The 15,970-nt window shown below is 73.2% G+C and carries 13 protein-coding genes and 1 pseudogene; 7 read left to right on the top strand and 7 right to left on the bottom strand.

All coding sequences use genetic code 11. The features are described from left to right. From ACZ5NJ_RS24150 to ACZ5NJ_RS24135, 4 genes and pseudogenes are all read left to right on the top strand, one after another. A pseudogene (locus tag ACZ5NJ_RS24150) lies at positions 1-185 on the top strand (sulfate ABC transporter substrate-binding protein); the annotation flags it as partial. 34 nt (positions 186-219) lie between these two features. Continuing rightward, positions 220-1,014, top strand: a complete 795-nt coding sequence (locus ACZ5NJ_RS24145) for an ABC transporter ATP-binding protein (protein WP_468767258.1) — start codon at positions 220-222, stop codon at positions 1,012-1,014. Continuing rightward, a complete protein-coding gene (locus ACZ5NJ_RS24140) occupies positions 1,001-1,894 on the top strand; it encodes an ABC transporter permease (RefSeq protein ID WP_468767257.1) in 894 nt (297 codons plus the stop codon). Before ACZ5NJ_RS24145 ends, ACZ5NJ_RS24140 begins: the two co-directional genes overlap by 14 nt. A 14-nt stretch (positions 1,895-1,908) precedes the next feature. After that, positions 1,909-2,682 (top strand): sirohydrochlorin chelatase, encoded by a 774-nt coding sequence (locus ACZ5NJ_RS24135; RefSeq protein WP_468767256.1) that lies wholly within the window; start codon positions 1,909-1,911, stop codon positions 2,680-2,682. A 67-nt stretch (positions 2,683-2,749) separates the two neighbouring features. Here ACZ5NJ_RS24135 and ACZ5NJ_RS24130 read toward each other — a convergent pair whose 3' ends face one another. The 4 genes from ACZ5NJ_RS24130 to mgt form a co-directional block, all read right to left on the bottom strand. Then, on the bottom strand, positions 2,750-5,215 hold the full coding sequence (locus ACZ5NJ_RS24130; RefSeq protein ID WP_468767255.1) for a dolichyl-phosphate beta-glucosyltransferase: 2,466 nt from the start codon (positions 5,213-5,215) through the stop codon (positions 2,750-2,752). A gap of 274 nt (positions 5,216-5,489) precedes the next feature. Then, positions 5,490-6,491 (bottom strand): ketopantoate reductase family protein, encoded by a 1,002-nt coding sequence (locus tag ACZ5NJ_RS24125; protein WP_468767254.1) that lies wholly within the window; start codon positions 6,489-6,491, stop codon positions 5,490-5,492. Between the two features lie 94 nt (positions 6,492-6,585). Then, a complete protein-coding gene (locus ACZ5NJ_RS24120) occupies positions 6,586-7,158 on the bottom strand; it encodes a DUF1697 domain-containing protein (RefSeq protein ID WP_468767253.1) in 573 nt (190 codons plus the stop codon). A gap of 9 nt (positions 7,159-7,167) precedes the next feature. Further along, positions 7,168-8,370, bottom strand: a complete 1,203-nt coding sequence (mgt, locus tag ACZ5NJ_RS24115; protein ID WP_468767252.1) for a macrolide-inactivating glycosyltransferase — start codon at positions 8,368-8,370, stop codon at positions 7,168-7,170. Between the two features lie 196 nt (positions 8,371-8,566). Between mgt and ACZ5NJ_RS24110 the strand changes: the two genes are divergently transcribed. Then, positions 8,567-9,418, top strand: coding sequence for a phosphotransferase enzyme family protein (locus ACZ5NJ_RS24110; RefSeq protein ID WP_468767251.1), 852 nt, complete (start codon positions 8,567-8,569; stop codon positions 9,416-9,418). Further along, on the top strand, positions 9,418-10,074 hold the full coding sequence (locus ACZ5NJ_RS24105) for a hypothetical protein (protein WP_468767250.1): 657 nt from the start codon (positions 9,418-9,420) through the stop codon (positions 10,072-10,074). Before ACZ5NJ_RS24110 ends, ACZ5NJ_RS24105 begins: the two co-directional genes overlap by 1 nt. Here the strand turns inward: ACZ5NJ_RS24105 and ACZ5NJ_RS24100 are convergent. Further along, entirely contained in the window at positions 10,055-10,768 is a 714-nt protein-coding gene (locus ACZ5NJ_RS24100; RefSeq protein ID WP_468767249.1) for an exonuclease domain-containing protein, read from the bottom strand. The genes ACZ5NJ_RS24105 and ACZ5NJ_RS24100 overlap by 20 nt on opposite strands. A gap of 177 nt (positions 10,769-10,945) precedes the next feature. Beyond that, positions 10,946-12,205, bottom strand: coding sequence for an SAV2148 family HEPN domain-containing protein (locus tag ACZ5NJ_RS24095; RefSeq protein ID WP_468767248.1), 1,260 nt, complete (start codon positions 12,203-12,205; stop codon positions 10,946-10,948). A gap of 295 nt (positions 12,206-12,500) precedes the next feature. Here ACZ5NJ_RS24095 and glgX point away from each other — a divergent pair, with 295 nt between their 5' ends. Further along, the gene (gene glgX, locus ACZ5NJ_RS24090) at positions 12,501-14,615 is read left to right on the top strand and encodes a glycogen debranching protein GlgX (RefSeq protein WP_468767247.1); all 2,115 of its coding nucleotides are present in this window, start codon (positions 12,501-12,503) and stop codon (positions 14,613-14,615) included. Here the strand turns inward: glgX and ACZ5NJ_RS24085 are convergent. Then, on the bottom strand, positions 14,600-15,913 hold the full coding sequence (locus ACZ5NJ_RS24085; RefSeq protein WP_468767246.1) for an MFS transporter: 1,314 nt from the start codon (positions 15,911-15,913) through the stop codon (positions 14,600-14,602). The genes glgX and ACZ5NJ_RS24085 overlap by 16 nt on opposite strands. Positions 15,914-15,970 lie beyond the last annotated feature (57 nt).

Raw genomic sequence — 15,970 nt, 5'->3', positions numbered from 1 at the left:
AGTCCATCCTCGTCACCGACGACCCCCTCGCCTCCACCCTCAAGACCGAGTCCGACTGGGCCGTCAAGGCCAAGCTCCTCGACAAGCCCGACCTCGCCGGCATCTACGACCTCACCCTGCTCAACAAGGTCCTCAAGGCCGCCGGCAAGCCCGAGCTCTCCGACGCCGGCCTCGGCGCCAAGTAATCCGTAATCCCGCGCATCCCAGGAGGTGACGACCATGGCCACCACTCTCGCCAAGGCTGCCGAGGGCTCGATTGCGGAGCAGACGCACGCCGCCCGCATCGAGCACGTCTCGAAGTCCTTCTCCGGCCCGGCCGGATCGCAGCTCGTCCTGGACGACATCAGCCTCGATGTCGCTCCCGGCGAGTTCGTCACCCTCCTGGGGGCGTCGGGGTGTGGCAAGTCCACCCTGCTGAACCTGGTCGCGGGTCTGGACAAGCCGTCCGCGGGGTCGATCGAGACCCCCGGCGGCCGTCCGGCGCTGATGTTCCAGGAGCACGCCCTGTTCCCCTGGCTGACGGCCGGCAAGAACATCGAGCTCGCCCTGCGGCTGCGCGGGGTCGCCAAGGCCGACCGCAAGCAGGAGGCCGAACGCCTGCTGGAGCTGGTCCGCCTGGGCGGCGCCCACGGCAAGCGCGTCCACGAACTCTCCGGCGGCATGCGCCAGCGCGTCGCCCTCGCCCGGGCCCTCGCCCAGGACAGCCGCCTGCTGCTGATGGACGAGCCCTTCGCGGCCCTCGACGCCATCACCCGCGACGTCCTGCACGGCGAACTCACCCGCATCTGGACAGAGACGGGCCTCTCCGTGCTCTTCGTCACCCACAACGTCCGCGAGGCCGTCCGCCTCGCCCAGCGCGTCGTCCTCCTCTCCTCCCGCCCCGGCCGGGTCGCCAAGGAATGGACCGTCGGCATCCCGCAGCCGCGCCGCATCGAGGACGCGGACGTCGCGGAGCTGTCGCTTGAGATCACTGAACACCTGCGTGGGGAGATCCGCCGCCATGGCCAGCACTGACACCACCCCCAAGGCGGCGAAGGGCGACGACCTGGCCGGCCTGGAGGCCGGCCTCGACGCCCTCGACGCCGTCCAGACCCACCGCACCCCGGTGCGCGAGGTCCTCACCAAGAAGGTCCTGCCCCCGCTCCTGGCCGTCGGCCTGGTGCTGGTGGTCTGGCAGGTCCTGGTCTCGGCGAAGGTCACCGACGAGACCAAGCTGCCCGCGCTGTCCGCGGTGTGGAACAGCCTGGCCGACATGTGGCTGAAGGGCACGCTGATCGACGTCGTCTGGACCTCGGTCTCCCGCGGTCTGCTCGGCTTCCTGCTGGCCCTGGCCATCGGCACCCCGCTCGGCCTGCTCGTCGCGCGGGTCAAGTTCGTCCGCGCCGCGATCGGCCCGATCCTCCAGGGCCTGCAGTCGCTGCCCTCGGTCGCCTGGGTGCCGCCGGCGGTGCTCTGGTTCGGCCTCAACGACGCCATGATGTACACGGTGATCCTGCTGGGCGCCGTCCCGTCCATCGCCAACGGCCTCGTCTCCGGCATCGACCAGATCCCGCCGCTGTTCCTGCGGGCCGGCCGCACCCTGGGCGCCACCGGCCTGCGCGGCGCCTGGCACGTCGTCCTGCCGGCCGCCCTGCCGGGCTACGTCGCCGGCCTCAAGCAGGGCTGGGCCTTCTCCTGGCGCTCCCTGATGGCCGCCGAGATCATCGCCAGCTCCCCCGACCTGGGCCTGGGCCTGGGCCAGCTCCTGGAGAACGGCCGGAACAACATCGACCTGCCGGGTGTTTTCCTGGCGATCGTCCTGATCCTGGTCGTGGGCATCGCCATCGACCTGCTGATCTTCAGCCCGGTCGAGCGGTGGGTGCTGCGCAGCCGCGGTCTGCTGGTCAAGAACTGAGATCCGAGCGCCCCATGTCCTCTCCCGCACTCCTGGTCATAGCCCACGGCAGCCGCGATCCGCGGCACGCGGCGACCGTGCACGCCCTCGTCGGGCGGGTCCGGTCGCTGCGGCCGGGGCTCCGCGTGGAGACGGCCTTCCTGGACTTCAACGGCCCCACCGTCCCGCAGGCCCTGGCCTCCCTCTACCTCTCGGGCGTCCGGGAGGTCGTGGCCCTGCCCCTGCTGCTCACCCGGGCCTTCCACGCCAAGGCCGACGTCCCGGCGGTCCTGGCCGAGTCGGCCACCCGTCTCCCGGACCTCTCGGTCCGGGTCGCGGACGTCCTGGGCCCGCACCCGCTCCTGATCTCCTCGCTGGAGCTCCGCCTCGCCGAGGCGGGCGTCGGCCTCACCCCGGCGGACCGCGCGACGACCGGTGTCGTCCTCGCGTCCGCCGGATCCTCTGACCCGGAGGCGATCGCAGTGATCGCTGAAATCGCGCGGGAGTGGCGGCGCACCGGTTGGTGTGCCGTGCGGCCTGCGTTCGCCTCCGCTGCCCTTCCCCGTACGGAGGACGCCGTCCGCGCGCTGCGCGCGGAGGGCGTCCGCCGCGTGGCGGTCGCCCCGTACGTCATCGCCCCGGGCTTCCTCCCGGACCGGATCACGACGGGCGCCCGCTCCGCCGGCGCGGACGCGGTGGCGGAGGTCCTGGGCGCGGCCCCGGACCTGGCCCGCCTCCTCCTGCTCCGCTACGACGCGGCCTCCCCGGCCCGCGCGCCGCACACCGGCCTGACCGCCCGGGCGGTCTGAACCACACCCCGCACACGCACGAGGGGGGCCACGGCATCCGCCGTGGCCCCCCTCGGTGGTGCGCGGCCTAGGCGGCGTCCACCTGCCAGATCAGGCAGTCGGCGACCACCTGCGGCTCCTTGCCCAGGAGACCGGAGAGGGTGCCGCGCAGTTCCTTGGCGCGCTGCTGGTCCTTCGGCAGGACCAGCAGGCCCGCCTTCCAGTACGCCAGGTCCTCACGGGCCTGATCGCGCATCTGCGGGGTGATCGTGTCCGGGGGCGTGACGGTGCCCCAGCGGACGTCGTTCAGGAGGGTGGAGAGCATGCGCGGCTTGGCGCCGTAGATGCCCACGCGGTCGGGACCGTCGGGACCGTTGAAGTACCCGCCGGCCAGCTTGAAGCCGAAGCCGGTGCTGCTCTGCCAGTGCAGGGCGGCGGCGGCGCCGGGGTCGGGCAGGGGGACCGGGACCAGCGAGCGGCCGTCCTTCAGGTAGTCCTTGTAGAGGCCCTGGGTGATGAAGGACGGGACCGGTTCGCGGTCCTTGGTGACCAGGGGCAGCGGCAGGATGGGGACCAGGGCGGCCGCGACGGCGAGGTAGCCGACGGTGCGGTGGTCCCCGGAACGGAAGCCCCGTATCCGGTCCAGCGCGAGGGCGAGCAGCATGCCGAAGACGGGGGCGCACACCATCGCCACCCGGCTCTCGATCACCGACTCCAGCAGCGGGAGGTGGCGCAGCAGCCGCCAGGGGGCGGGCACGGTGATGCCGAACTTGTCGAGCTCGACCCGGGGGCCGAGGGACAGCACGGCCGCGACCACGGCGGTCAAGCCCAGGGCCCGGACCAGGGGGCGGCGCCACATCCACAGGGTGATGCCGATGGCCAGCGCCAGCAGCGGCCAGCCGTAGAAGGCGTTCTGCTCGGTGGTGTTCATCGACAGCTTGCCGGCGGTCTCGGCGTCGCCGAACAGCGAGCGCGCCGGGTACTCGCTCAGGGCGCGCAGCGGGTTGCCGGCGCCGTTGTCGCCGTGGAGCACCGAGTGGTAGCTCTGCGGGCCGAAGAACTGCCAGTACAGGGGGAAGGCGACGATCGGTATGGATACGGCGGCCGCGATGCCGAGGCCCTTGGCCAGCGGCTTGACGGCGGCGCGCGCGTTGGCCCGGTCGTAGCAGGCGTGGATGAGGGCGAAGATCGCCATGCCCATCGCGGCCAGGAGGAAGGGCTCTTCGCCCAGGAAGATCTGGTAGGCGGTGAACAGGCCCAGCAGGACGCCGTCGCGGACCACGTTCTTGCCCGCGCACAGGCGCAGGGCCCGGTCGATGATGACCGGGATCATGAAGAGGACGCAGAAGTTCGGGTGCGCGTTGGCGTGCGAGATCATCGGCGGGGCGAGCGCCGCCAGTGCGCCGCCGGCCGCGGCCGCCCAGCGGCTGTCCGTCAGGCGGCGGTGGATCAGCCAGTACCAGGCCCAGGCCGTCGCGGCGATGCCGAGGGTGAAGACCAGCGCCAGGGCGACGGTCGGCCCGAACAGCAGGGTGACCGGTGTCATGGGCACCGAGAGCCCGAGCATCACCGTGTTGGCCATCAGGTTCACGCCGTCCGGCATGTTCTGGAGGTCGGTGAACAACGGGTTGCGCAGATGTGCGACGTTGTCGGCGGTGACGCCGAAGAACCACTCCCACTGGTTCTGGTCCTGGAGCGAGTGGGCCAGGATCGCCCCGTCCAGGTCCGTCCAGAGGCCCTTGTAGAGGTAGAGCGACGCCAGCAGGTAGAGCGCGGCGACGGCGATGCCGCCCGCGTTCAGCTTCATCAGTTCGCCGAGGGTGCGCAGGTAGTCCAGCAGCTTCACCTTCGAGCCGTCCTGGTGCGCCCAGCGGACGGGGACCTCGGCCACGGGCCAGCCCTTGCGCCGGTAGTACTGGAGGATCTCGACGTCGATGGCCCAGCCGTCGAGGCGGGCGGCGCCGAACGCGGCCCGGGCCTGGTCCCCGTCGAACAGCTTGAACCCGCACTGCGTGTCGCGGATGCCGCGTACGGCGACCATCCGGATGACGCGGTTGCCGACCCAGCCGAGGACCTCGCGCAGCACGCTCTGCTGGCGCTCGATGGCGGAGTCGCGGTGGGCGCGCGAGCCGATGGCCGCGTCCATGGACGGGTCGTCGGCGAGTGCCTGTTCCAGACGGGCGAGTTCCTCGATCGGCGTCGCCAGGTCGGCGTCCATGATCAGGACGCGTCGGCCCAGGGAGGCGCGGACGCCCAGGCGCAGGGCGCTGCCCTTGCCCCGGTTCTGCTCCGACTGCACGAGCCGGATGCGCGGCTCGTCGGCCCCGGCCTTGAGCGCTATCGCGGCGGTTCTGTCCGGGGAGCCGTCGTCGACGACGATGATCTCCCAGGCGGCCGGGCCGCTGCCCACGTGCTCGTCGAGGTAGTCCCGGACCAGGTCCAGGGTCGGGGCGAGACGCTCCTCTTCCCGGTAGGCGGGGATGACCACGGAGAGTCCGACAGACCCTGGTCCCTGGTTGTGGGGTTCGCCCGTGATGGTGGCACCTCGGGCCATGCCGTTCTGCACATTCAAGCCGTTCGTCAAGTTGTTCTGCTCATCCGCGAGGCAGCGCCGAGCCGAACGCTCCGCACGTCAAAATCGCCACTGCACGTCAGCCGTCGCGGAGGCACTCGGGGATTCCTGGGAGGGAACCGGCCCGGGAAGCCTTCACGGTGGAACGCTGGTGCATGGCGTCGTCGACCGCGTCTGGAAGCGATCATTGTCAGGCGATTGATTTGTGTGAGGCCTTTACGGTTCCAGAACAATATAGGTCAGGGGCGGGCGCGGGCTATCCGCGCCCTGCGGCCTCGTCGGCCAGGGCGGTCAGGTCGGTGACCGACATGGCTCCCGGGGGCAGGGCCTCGCGGGCGAAGATGTTCGCCGCGTGGCGCAGGACGTCGTTGACGGGGGTGGGCACGCCGTGGAGGCGGCCCAGCAGGGTGATCTCGCCGTTGAGGTAGTCGGCCTCCACCGAGCCCGTGCCGCGGGCCAGGCTCTGCCAGGAGGAGCCGCCGCGGACGCCCGCGGGCTGGTTCACCTTGCCGTCGCGGGCCGCGGACTGCTCGGCGTCCGAGGCGTAGGCGATGCCCGCGGCGTCGAAGGCCGCCTTGGCCTCGCGGACGGCGCGCAGCAGCAGGGCCGCCTTGGCCGGGTCGGGCTCGGGGCCGGTGGTGGCCTGGATCGCGTTGCCCAGGTTGCCGAGGAGCTTGGCGTACTTCCAGCGCATCACGTCCTCGACGACGGGGGCCTCGAAGCCGGCCTTGCCGAGGTCGGCGGCGATGGCCCGGATCCGCTCGTCGGACCCGCCGGCGGCCCGCCCGAGGTGGAGGATGCCGGTGAGCGGGGAGCAGAGCGCCGAGACCACGCCGGGCTCCAGGAAGGTGGCGGGGAGCCAGAGGCAGACCCCGTAGACGCGCGCGAAGCGGCGCAGGGCCAGGCGTTCGCTCTCCACGCCGTTCTGGGCGCACAGCAGCGGCAGCCGCTGGGCGGCGGTGCCGCCTCCGGCGACCTCGGCGGCGCCCCAGGTGTCGAGGGCGGCGACGGCGTCCTGGGTCTTGACGGTCAGCAGCAGGACGTCGTCCGGGCGCAGGGCGCCGAGGTCGTCGGGGTGCGTGGCCACGGGGAGGCGGTGGACGCGTTCCCCGTCGGCGGTCGTCAGCCGCAGGCCGCCCGCCCGCAGCGCCTCGGCGTGCGCGCCGCGTGCGACGAGGACGACCTCCCGGCCCGTCTCGGCGAGCCGTCCGCCGATGGTCGCGCCGACCGCACCGGCGCCGATGATGATGTAACGCATACCCAGAGCCTGGCACACGGTCCGCACCGCAGGCCCACCGGCCCGTGGCGGGCCACGAGTTGCCGCGTGGGCGGGCCGGCGGCCGGGTCGGTCCTCAGGGCTGGTCCGCCGTCAGCTCCACGAGCTTGGCCACCGTGTTCCAGTTGCGGCTGGTGGCGTCGATGCCCTTGAGGACGGACGGCTTGTGGAGGGCGGCGCCCAGGTCGGAGCGGCCGAGGCCGTCGGGGGCGTAGAGATAGAGGACGCGGTCGCCCAGCCGGAATTCCTCGGGGAGGTAGGCGGCCGGGTCGAGGGCCGCGAAGCGGTCCGGGGCGGGCTGCTCGGAGAAGAAGGTGGCGTGCAGCTGCCGGCCCTCCAGCTCGGCGGCCGGGAAGGGGCAGGCGTCGGCGACGGCGCGCAGGTACGCCCCGTCGACCACGAGGACGCTCACCGGGAAGCCGAAGCGGGCCTCGATGGCCGCCTCCAGCCCCCGGGCGAGGGCGGCGGGGTCCTGCTCGGCGCTGCTGAAGACGGCGTTGCCGCTCTGCAGGTAGGTGCTCACGTCCCCGTGGCCGAGCCCCTCCAGTACCGCGCGGAGTTCGGCCATGGGGACCTTCTTCTTTCCCCCGACGTTGATGCCGCGCAGCAGCGCCGCGTACTTCTTCACGGGGGCCGGTAGCTTCGTCATGGCCGCACCCTAGGGCAGTGCGGCCTCGATGAGGTCGGCGGCCTGGCGGGTGCCGCCCTCGGTGGCCATCCGGGCGCGGATCTCCTCGGCCCGGACGGCGACCCGCGGGTCGGCGAGCAGCCCGAGGACGGCCTCGCGCAGGGTGGCCGCGTCGGCCTCCTCCATCGAGACGTGCCGGGCGACGCCGAGGGAGGCGAGCATGTCGGCGTTGCCGAACTGGTCGACGGCCTGGGGGACGGCGACCATCGGGGTGCCGGTGGCCAGGCCCTCCTGGCTGCCGCCGGCGCCGGCGTGGGTGATGAAGGCGTCGGCCTGGCGGAGGATGTCCAGCTGGGGGACCCAGCGGTGGACCTCGACGTTGGCGGGGACGGCCCCCAGGTCGGCCTCGTCGGTGAACCTGCCGATCTGGAGGACGACGTGCCAGTCGGGCAGGTCCCCGAAGGCCTCGATGCAGGCGCGGTAGAAGGCGGGCTGCTTGGTGAAGGTGGATCCGAGGGAGACGAGGAGGATCTTCTTCCCCTCGGCGGCCGCCGGGCGCCGCCAGGTGCCCTGGGTGGCGCTGCGGTCGCCCTGGCAGGAGCCGACGAAGGTGTGGACGGAGTCGTCGACCCGGTCGGCATGGGGCTGGAGGGCGCGCGGGATCAGCACGATGCTGCGGCGCGGCCGGCCGACGAACCGGTCGGGGTCCTCGTCGATGCCGTTCTCGTCGAGCCAGGCGCGGAAGCGGGCGTAGTACGCCCTGCCGCGCTCGCTCGCGCGCAGTTCGGCGGTCATGGGGGCGGCCACCTCCTCCTCGTAGCCCTCCCACGCGACCAGGTTCGGGGAGAGGGAGATCACGGGGACCCCCCAGCGGTGGGCCAGGACACGGGCCGGGTAGGCGGTGATGTCGTGGAGGACGAGGTCCGGCGCGTCGCCGTCGAAGGCGGCCGCGAGCTGCGGGAGCGCCTGTACGGCGTCGTCCAGGAAGGGTTCGATGTGGTCGATGAGCTCGGTGCCCCAGGCCTCCGGCTCGTCGTCGGTGGGCAGGACGGACTTCCAGATCACCGGTACGGCTCCGGTCTCCGCGACCTTCTCGGCGAAGGAGGCGGGGATGGCGTAGCTGACGCGGTGGCCCCTGGCGACGAGTTCCCGGATCACTTCGATGCTCGGGTTCACGTGCCCGGGGGCGGCGATGGAGAACATGGCGATGTGAGCGGGTTTGGCTGAGGTCATGTCGTCGACATTAGCGAGACGATACGTCTCGTGCAAACGGAATCCGACCCTCTGGCCGGTCCTGCGCCGCAGCCCCGCCCTCCCCCTTTCCTCCCGCTCCCACCAGCCGTTTCTCCGCCCGGGGATGCGAGACTGGGCGCCGCACGATCAGCACCGCGCACCGCGACGACCCCCCGGCGAAGGACGAGACGCACACATGGACGAGGCACGGGCCAGGGACGTACTGACACGGGCGGGTCTCACGGGACCCGCCGAACTGCTCGCCTTCGGCGAGAACGCCGTCTTCGGCCTCGGCGACCTGGTCGTCAAGGTCGGGCGGGAGGCCGGTCTGCTGGAGCGGGCCGAGCGGGAGCTGGCCGTCGCCGGCTGGCTGGCCGGCGCCGGGATCCCGGCGGTCCGCGCCGCCGAGCCGCAGCCGCGGCTCGTCGACGGACACCCGGTGACCCTGTGGCACCGGCTGCCCGACGCGCTCCGCCCGGCCGGCCCCGAGGACCTCGCGGCGCTCCTGCGCACCCTGCACGCCCTGCCCGCCCCGCCGTTCGCGCTGCCCGCCCGGGACCTCCTCGGCGGGGTCGAACGCTGGCTGCGGCTGGCCGGGGAGGCCGTCGACCCCGAGGACGCTGCCTACCTGCGGGCCCGCCGCGACGCCTACGCCGCCGAAGTCGCCGCCCTCACCCCGCACCTGTCCCCGGGTCCGATCCACGGCGACGCCCTCCCCCGCAACGTCCACGTGGGCCCGGACGGGCCGGTCCTCGTCGACCTGGAGACCGTCTCGGCCGACCTGCGCGAACACGACCTGGTGGTGATGGCCCTGTCCCGCGACCGGTACGGGCTGCCCGCGGCCGACTACGAGGCCTTCACCGCCGCCTACGGCTGGGACGTCCGCGCCTGGGAGGGCTGCGCCCTGCTGCGCGGCGCCCGCGAGACCGCCAGCTGCGCCTGGGTCGCCCAGCACGCCCCGGCCGACCCGAAGGCCCTGGCGGAGTTCCGCCGCCGCGTGGCCTCCCTGCGCGACGGCGACCCCGAGGTGCGCTGGTACCCCTTCTGATGGACGTGAAGCTGCACCTCACCGTCCACGAGGCCCGGCGCGGCCCGGAGGCCTTCCGCGTCGTCCGCCCGGCCCGGCCGCCGGAGCACGCCGGCCTCTTCGACGACTCCTGGTGGCTGAACGCGTACGTCGACCGGGACGCGGCCCTGCTCATGGCGGGGCTGTGGACCCTGGCGGCCACCTCGCCCCGCTCCCTGGTCCACCTGCCCCTGCGCGGCCCGGCGCCGGGCGCGGGTTCCCGCCGGCTGGACCTCGTCCTGCTCCACCACTCCCTGCAGTGGGCGCCCTCACGCTGGAAGGGACTGCGGTCCCGGCTCTCCCCGGGCCGCCCCCGGACCGTGGACCTCTCCCTCACCGAGCCCGCCGACGAGGAGTACGCGTCCCTCCACCACGCGGAGAACCGGGACCGCCTCCACCAGAGCATCCACGCCGAGACCCTGTTCCTGACGGGCAGCGCGAAGCCCTTCCGGCTGGGCGCCGCCGTCTTCCTCGACGTGGCCCTGGCCGGTCCCGCGCACGTCGCCGCCCACCCGGACCGCGCGCGACGGCACCGCCACTACTGCCGCAGCCTGCCCTGCGACCCCCGCTTCCGCGACCTCCACGTCGCCTACGACGAACCGCCCGGGACGAACCCCGTCAGCGGCTGCGGGGTATGAGCGGCCAGGCCGGTTCGACGACCGCCGACGGATCCGCGGTGCGCCGCAGGTAGGCCTGGAGCGAGACCGACTGTTCGGCCGCCGCCCGGACCTGGAGGTCGTGCAGGTCCGCCAGGGCCATCACGCCGACGCGCCGGTGCCGCTCGGCCATGCTCCGCACCACGCGGGCCGCGGCCACCGCGTCCGCCCGCGCGTCGTGCGCGTCGTCGAGCGGCACCCCGTAGTGCGCGCACAGCGCGTGCAGGGCCCGCTTGCCCTTGCGGTACTTGTCCACGTGCTTGTCGATCACCAGCGGATCGATGACCGGCCACGGGGCCCCGCCCAGCCGCTCGCTGACCGACTCGGCCCCGTGGCGCCGGCACTCCCGGTCCAGCAACGACAGGTCGTAGCGCGCGTTCATCACCACCAGCGGCGTCCCGGCCCGCAGCCCCTCGGCGACGGCCCCCGCGATCTGCGCGACCGCCGACGCGGCCGGCGCCCCGTGCGCCCGGGCGTGCTCCGTCGATATGCCGTGGATCGCCGAGGCCTGCTCCGGTATGGCCACCCCCGGATCGAGCAGCCAGGTCCGCTCCCCCGCGACGGAGCCGTCCGGATCGAGCCGTACGACCGCCGCCGTGACGATGCGGTCGCTCTCCACGTCGGTGCCGGTGGTCTCCAGGTCGAAGGCCACCAGCGGCCCGCCGAGCCAGCTCATCGCACGGCCCCCGCCGCCTGCCGGCCGGCCCCGGCCACCGCTCCCCCGTGCCACGCCTCCATGACGCGCCCCTCCCCCGTATTTCCGGTCAACGCGTTTCAGCCTGCCACGAGGCACTGACACCGGACGCGCCCACCCCCCGCGGCCGCTCCCGCGCGGCTCCTGCGGGACCCGGCGTCAGGACACCGGGCGCGAGTCCTCCCACATCGACTCGAACTCCTCGCGGTAGGTCTGGAACAGGCCGTGGTCCGCGTCCTTCGGGACCCCCCGCCCGCCCCCGCGCAGCACCAGCACCGGTGCCTCCATCCCCCGGGCCCGCCGCAGGTACGACTGGACCACCGCGATGCCCGAGGACTGCCCCTCCACCAGATAGGCGGTGAAGCGCGGGGTCTCGTCGAAGACGTGGATGTCGAAGCGCGAGGGGTCCGTGAGTCCCGCCCGCACCCGGCGCACGTGCAGGATGTTCATCTCCACCGACCGGCTCAGCTCGCCCTTGCGCAGCCCCAGCTCGCGCTCGCGCCGCTTGACGGCGCTGCTCGCCGGGTTGAGGAACAGCAGACGCACCCGGCAGCCGGCCTCCGACAGCCGCACCAGCCGGCGGCCCGAGAAGTTCTGCACCAGCAGGTTGAGGCCTATGCCGATCGCGTCGAGCCGCCGCGCGCCCCCGAACAGGTCCTCCGCCGGCAGCTGCCGCTGGAGCCGCACCCGGTCCGGATGGACGGAGATGACGTCCGCGTACCGGTCCCCGACGAGGTCCTCGACGGCGTCGATCGGCAGCCGGTCCGCCGACGGGCTGCCCGACCCCGCGCCCAGCACCTCCAGCAGCCGCGCCGAGGCACGCTCCGCCTGCTCCAGCACCGCCCGCGACAGCGCCCGGTTGCGCGAGACCACGTTCCGCGTGACCTCCAGCTCGTCGAGCGCCAGCTCGATCTCGCGCCGGTCGTCGAAGTACGGCTCGAAGCACGGCCAGTGCTGGACCATCAGCTCCCGCAGCTGCGGCAGCGTCAGGAAGCTCAGCACGTTGTCGTCGGCCGGGTCGAGGAGGTAGCCCTTGCGCCGGCTGACCTCGCGCACCGCCACCGCCCGCTGCACCCACTCCTGCCCGGCGGGGCCGGCGGCCGCGACCACCCAGTCGTCCCCGCCGTGCACGGGCTCGTAGACGGGCCGCAGCACCGCGCCCACCACCGACCGCAGCCGCTGCTCGATGAGGTTCAGCCAGATGTACGCACGGCCCGCGCGCTGGGCCCGCGTCCGGACCTCGCTCCACGCGTCCGCGCTCCAGTCCAGCTCCGCCCCGGCCCGCACCTCCCCGGCCGCCGGCGGGGCCAGCGAGACCGAAGCCCCGGCCACCGCCCCCGGCACACCGCCTGGGGCGTCCGCCGGGCCGCCCTCGTGTCCGCTGTCACCAGGGGGCAGCTCCAGACCTCCCGAGCTCACTCGTGCACCGCCTTCTGCGTCCGGACGCCCGTCTCCAGTGATCACGGAAGGGTACTCCGCGCGCGCGGCCCGATGCAGCCCGAAGCCGGCCGAGGTGATCACGCCCACCCCGGCCGACCGTCCGTCGGACCATTATGTGATGCCCGGACGGTCCGTCGATCCGCATATCAGCTCTCCGGTTCACTCGGCAGGAGCATCCCAAGTCCACGCGTGCGGAGCGTCTTTCGGGGAAGATTCGGCAGAGACGTGATCCGCGCCGGATCGACCCGGACCAGGATGGAAAGAGTCGTTGCTGATGCAGGTCTGGCCGGGACAGGCGTATCCGCTGGGCGCCACGTACGACGGCGCCGGCACCAATTTCGCGGTCTACTCGGAGGCCGCCCGCCGCATCGAGCTGTGCCTGCTGCACGACGACGGTTCCGAGACCGCCGTCGAGCTGCGGGAGACGGACGCCTTCGTCCGGCACGCCTACCTCCCCGGGGTGATGCCCGGGCAGCGGTACGGGTTCCGGGTACACGGCCCGTACGAGCCCGAGCGCGGGCTGCGCTGCAACGCGGCGAAGCTGCTGCTGGACCCGTACGCGCGGGCCATCAGCGGGCGGATCGACTGGGGCGAGGAGGTCTACGGCTACCACTTCGGCCGGCCCGACTCGCGCAACGACCTGGACTCGGCCCCCCACACCATGAGTTCCGTCGTGGTGAACCCCTACTTCGACTGGGCCAACGACCGGCCCCCGCGCCACGAGTACCACCACACCGTGCTCTACGAGGCCCACGTCAAGGGCCTGACCATGCGTCATCCGGAGCTGCCGGAGGAACTGCGCGGCACGTACGGGGCCCTCGCGCACCCGGCGGTCATCGGCCACCTGGTGAAGCTCGGCGTGACGGCCCTGGAGCTGATGCCCGTACACCAGTACGTCAACGACCACCGGCTCGTCAACGACGGGCTCAGCAACTACTGGGGCTACAACACCATCGGGTTCTTCGCCCCGCACAACGGCTACGCCTCCGGCGACCGGGGCCAGCAGGTGCTGGAGTTCAAGTCGGCGGTGCGCGCCCTGCACGAGGCCGGGATCGAGGTGATCCTGGACGTGGTCTACAACCACACCGCCGAGGGCAACCACCTGGGTCCGACCCTCTCCTTCCGGGGCCTGGACAACGCCTCCTACTACCGGCTCGCGGACGACCCCCGCCACTACACGGACACCACCGGCACGGGGAACTCGCTGCTGATGCGCTCCCCGCACGTCCTCCAGCTGATCATGGACTCGCTGCGGTACTGGGTGACCGAGATGCACGTGGACGGCTTCCGCTTCGACCTGGCGGCCACCCTGGCCCGGCAGTTCCACGAGGTCGATCGGCTGTCGTCGTTCTTCGACCTGGTGCAGCAGGACCCGGTGGTCAGCCAGGTGAAGCTGATCGCCGAGCCCTGGGACCTGGGCGAGGGCGGCTACCAGGTGGGCAACTTCCCGCCGCTGTGGACCGAATGGAACGGCAAGTACCGCGACACCGTACGGGACCTGTGGCGCGGCCAGCCGCGCACCCTGGCCGAGTTCGCCGGACGGCTGACGGGCTCCTCCGACCTCTACCAGGACGACGGCCGGCGCCCGCTGGCCTCCATCAACTTCGCCACCTGCCACGACGGGTTCACCCTGCACGACCTGGTCTCGTACAACGAGAAGCACAACGAGGCCAACAGGGAGGGGAACCGGGACGGCGAGACCCACAACCGGTCCTGGAACTGCGGCGTCGAGGGGCCGACCGAGGACCCCGCGGTCCTGGAGCTGCGGGAACGGCAGATGCGCAACTTCATCGCCACCCTGATGCTGTCCCAGGGCGTGCCCATGCTGAGCCACGGCGACGAGTTCGCCCGCTCCCAGGGCGGCAACAACAACGCCTACTGCCAGGACAACGAACTGTCCTGGCTGACCTGGCCCGAGCCGGGCAAACCCGCGCCCGCCCTGCTGGAGTTCACCCGGCGGATGGTGTGGCTGCGCCGCGACCACCCGGTGTTCCGGCGGCGCAGGTTCTTCCACGGCCGGCCGGTGGAGGGCACCCACGACGAGCTCTCCGACATCGCCTGGTTCACCCCGCACGGCGAGGAGATGCGGGCCCGGGACTGGCAGGCGCAGCACGCGCGCGCCCTGACGGTGTTCCTCAACGGCGAGGCGATCTCCGAGCCCGGCTCGCGCGGCGAGCGGATCACCGACGACTCGTTCCTGCTGATGTTCAACGCGGGCGCCGACCCGCAGGAGTTCACCGTCCCCGCCGGGCACGGCGCGCACTGGCGACTCGTCGTGGACACCGCGCGGGCGGAGGTGCCGGCGCCCGGAACCGGGCCGCAGTACGCCGCCGGGGACCGGGTGGCGCTGACGGGCCGGTGCCTGGCGGTGCTTCAGCGGCCCGCGTAGCCGGCGGCGCCGCCCGGCGCCCCCGAACCCTCCGAGGAGGCGGTGCGCTGGGCCGGCACGAACGCCTTGGCCGGCTCCGCCCGGGCGGCTCCGGGCCGGGCCGACGGCACCCGGGTGACCAGGGCGATCGTCAGGCACAGCGCGGCCGCCCCCACGGCCACGGCGAAGGCTCCGGCGGGCCCGTACGCTTCCGCGAGCCGCCCCGAGACGGCCAGCGCCACCGCCTGCCCGGCCACGAGCGAACTGGCCGCGAAGGCCATCGCCTCGGCGAGCCGGGACGGCGCCACGACCCGCTCGGTGAGGGCGAACGCGGTGATCAGGTGCGGGGCGTAGGCCGCTCCGAGGACGGTCACGACCGCGTACAGCGGCCACAGCGTCTGAGTGAACAGCAGCGGCACCGACAGCACCAGCGCCGCGCCCGTCGCCGCCCGCCAGCGCAGCCGCAGCCCGTAGCGGGCGGGCAGCGCGCCGAGCGCGAGGCCCACGACGGCGCTGACCACGCCCATCGCGGCGTACACGATGCCGGCCTGGCCGGGCACGCCCAACCGGGCGGTGAGGGCGGCGATTCCGGCCTGGCAGGCGCCGAACATGGCTCCCTGGAGGGCGAGGGAGCCGCGCACGGCGTGCACCACGCGGGGCTGGCGGGGCGCCCGGACGCCCTTCCCCCGGGCCCGCGCGGGGTTCCCGGCCGTGACCGCGGCCGTCGGGTGGAGGGCGTAGGCGGTGCCGAAGACGGCGACGAGGGCGGCCGCGCCGCCGAGGGCGACGGCCGGGTGCAGGGCGAGCGCGGCGAGGCCGACGAGGGCGGGGCCGAAGACGAAGGAGACCTCGTCGAGGGTGCCCTCCAGCGAATGCACCGCCGCCACCACGCCCTCGCCGGACCCCGCCCGGTGCGCGAGCGCCACGGAACGGGTCCGGGCGAGGGGCCCGATCAGCGGGACGGAGGCCCCGGCCACGAAGCCGACGGCGGCGAGCGCGGCGGTGGCCAGCCCCGTGAGGGCCCCGGCGACGAGGCCGGCGGTGGCCACGGCGTTGACCGCCGCCGCGGCGAGGACGACCGGCCGCTGTCCGCGGCGGTCGGCGAGCCGGCCCAGGACCGGCCCGAAGACCACCTGGCCGGCGGAGAGCGTGCCGCCGACGATGCCGGCGGTGGCGAGGGAGCCGCTGGTCTCGGACACCAGCAGGACGCTCCCGAACTGGGACATCGCGACGGGCAGTCGGGCGAAGAAGGAGACGAGGGGGAGGAGGGGCCCGGTCAGGGCGATGACGTGTCGGTAGGTGCTGACGCTTGAAGCCACTTGATCGACACTAACGCGACGCAGTCACCCGGATGCATTGGGTCATGGCACGGAATC

The organism is Streptomyces sp. NPDC032091 (assembly GCF_055580265.1).
Note: the sequence above shows the minus strand (reverse complement) of the source record. Positions and strands in the feature narration are given on the sequence as shown.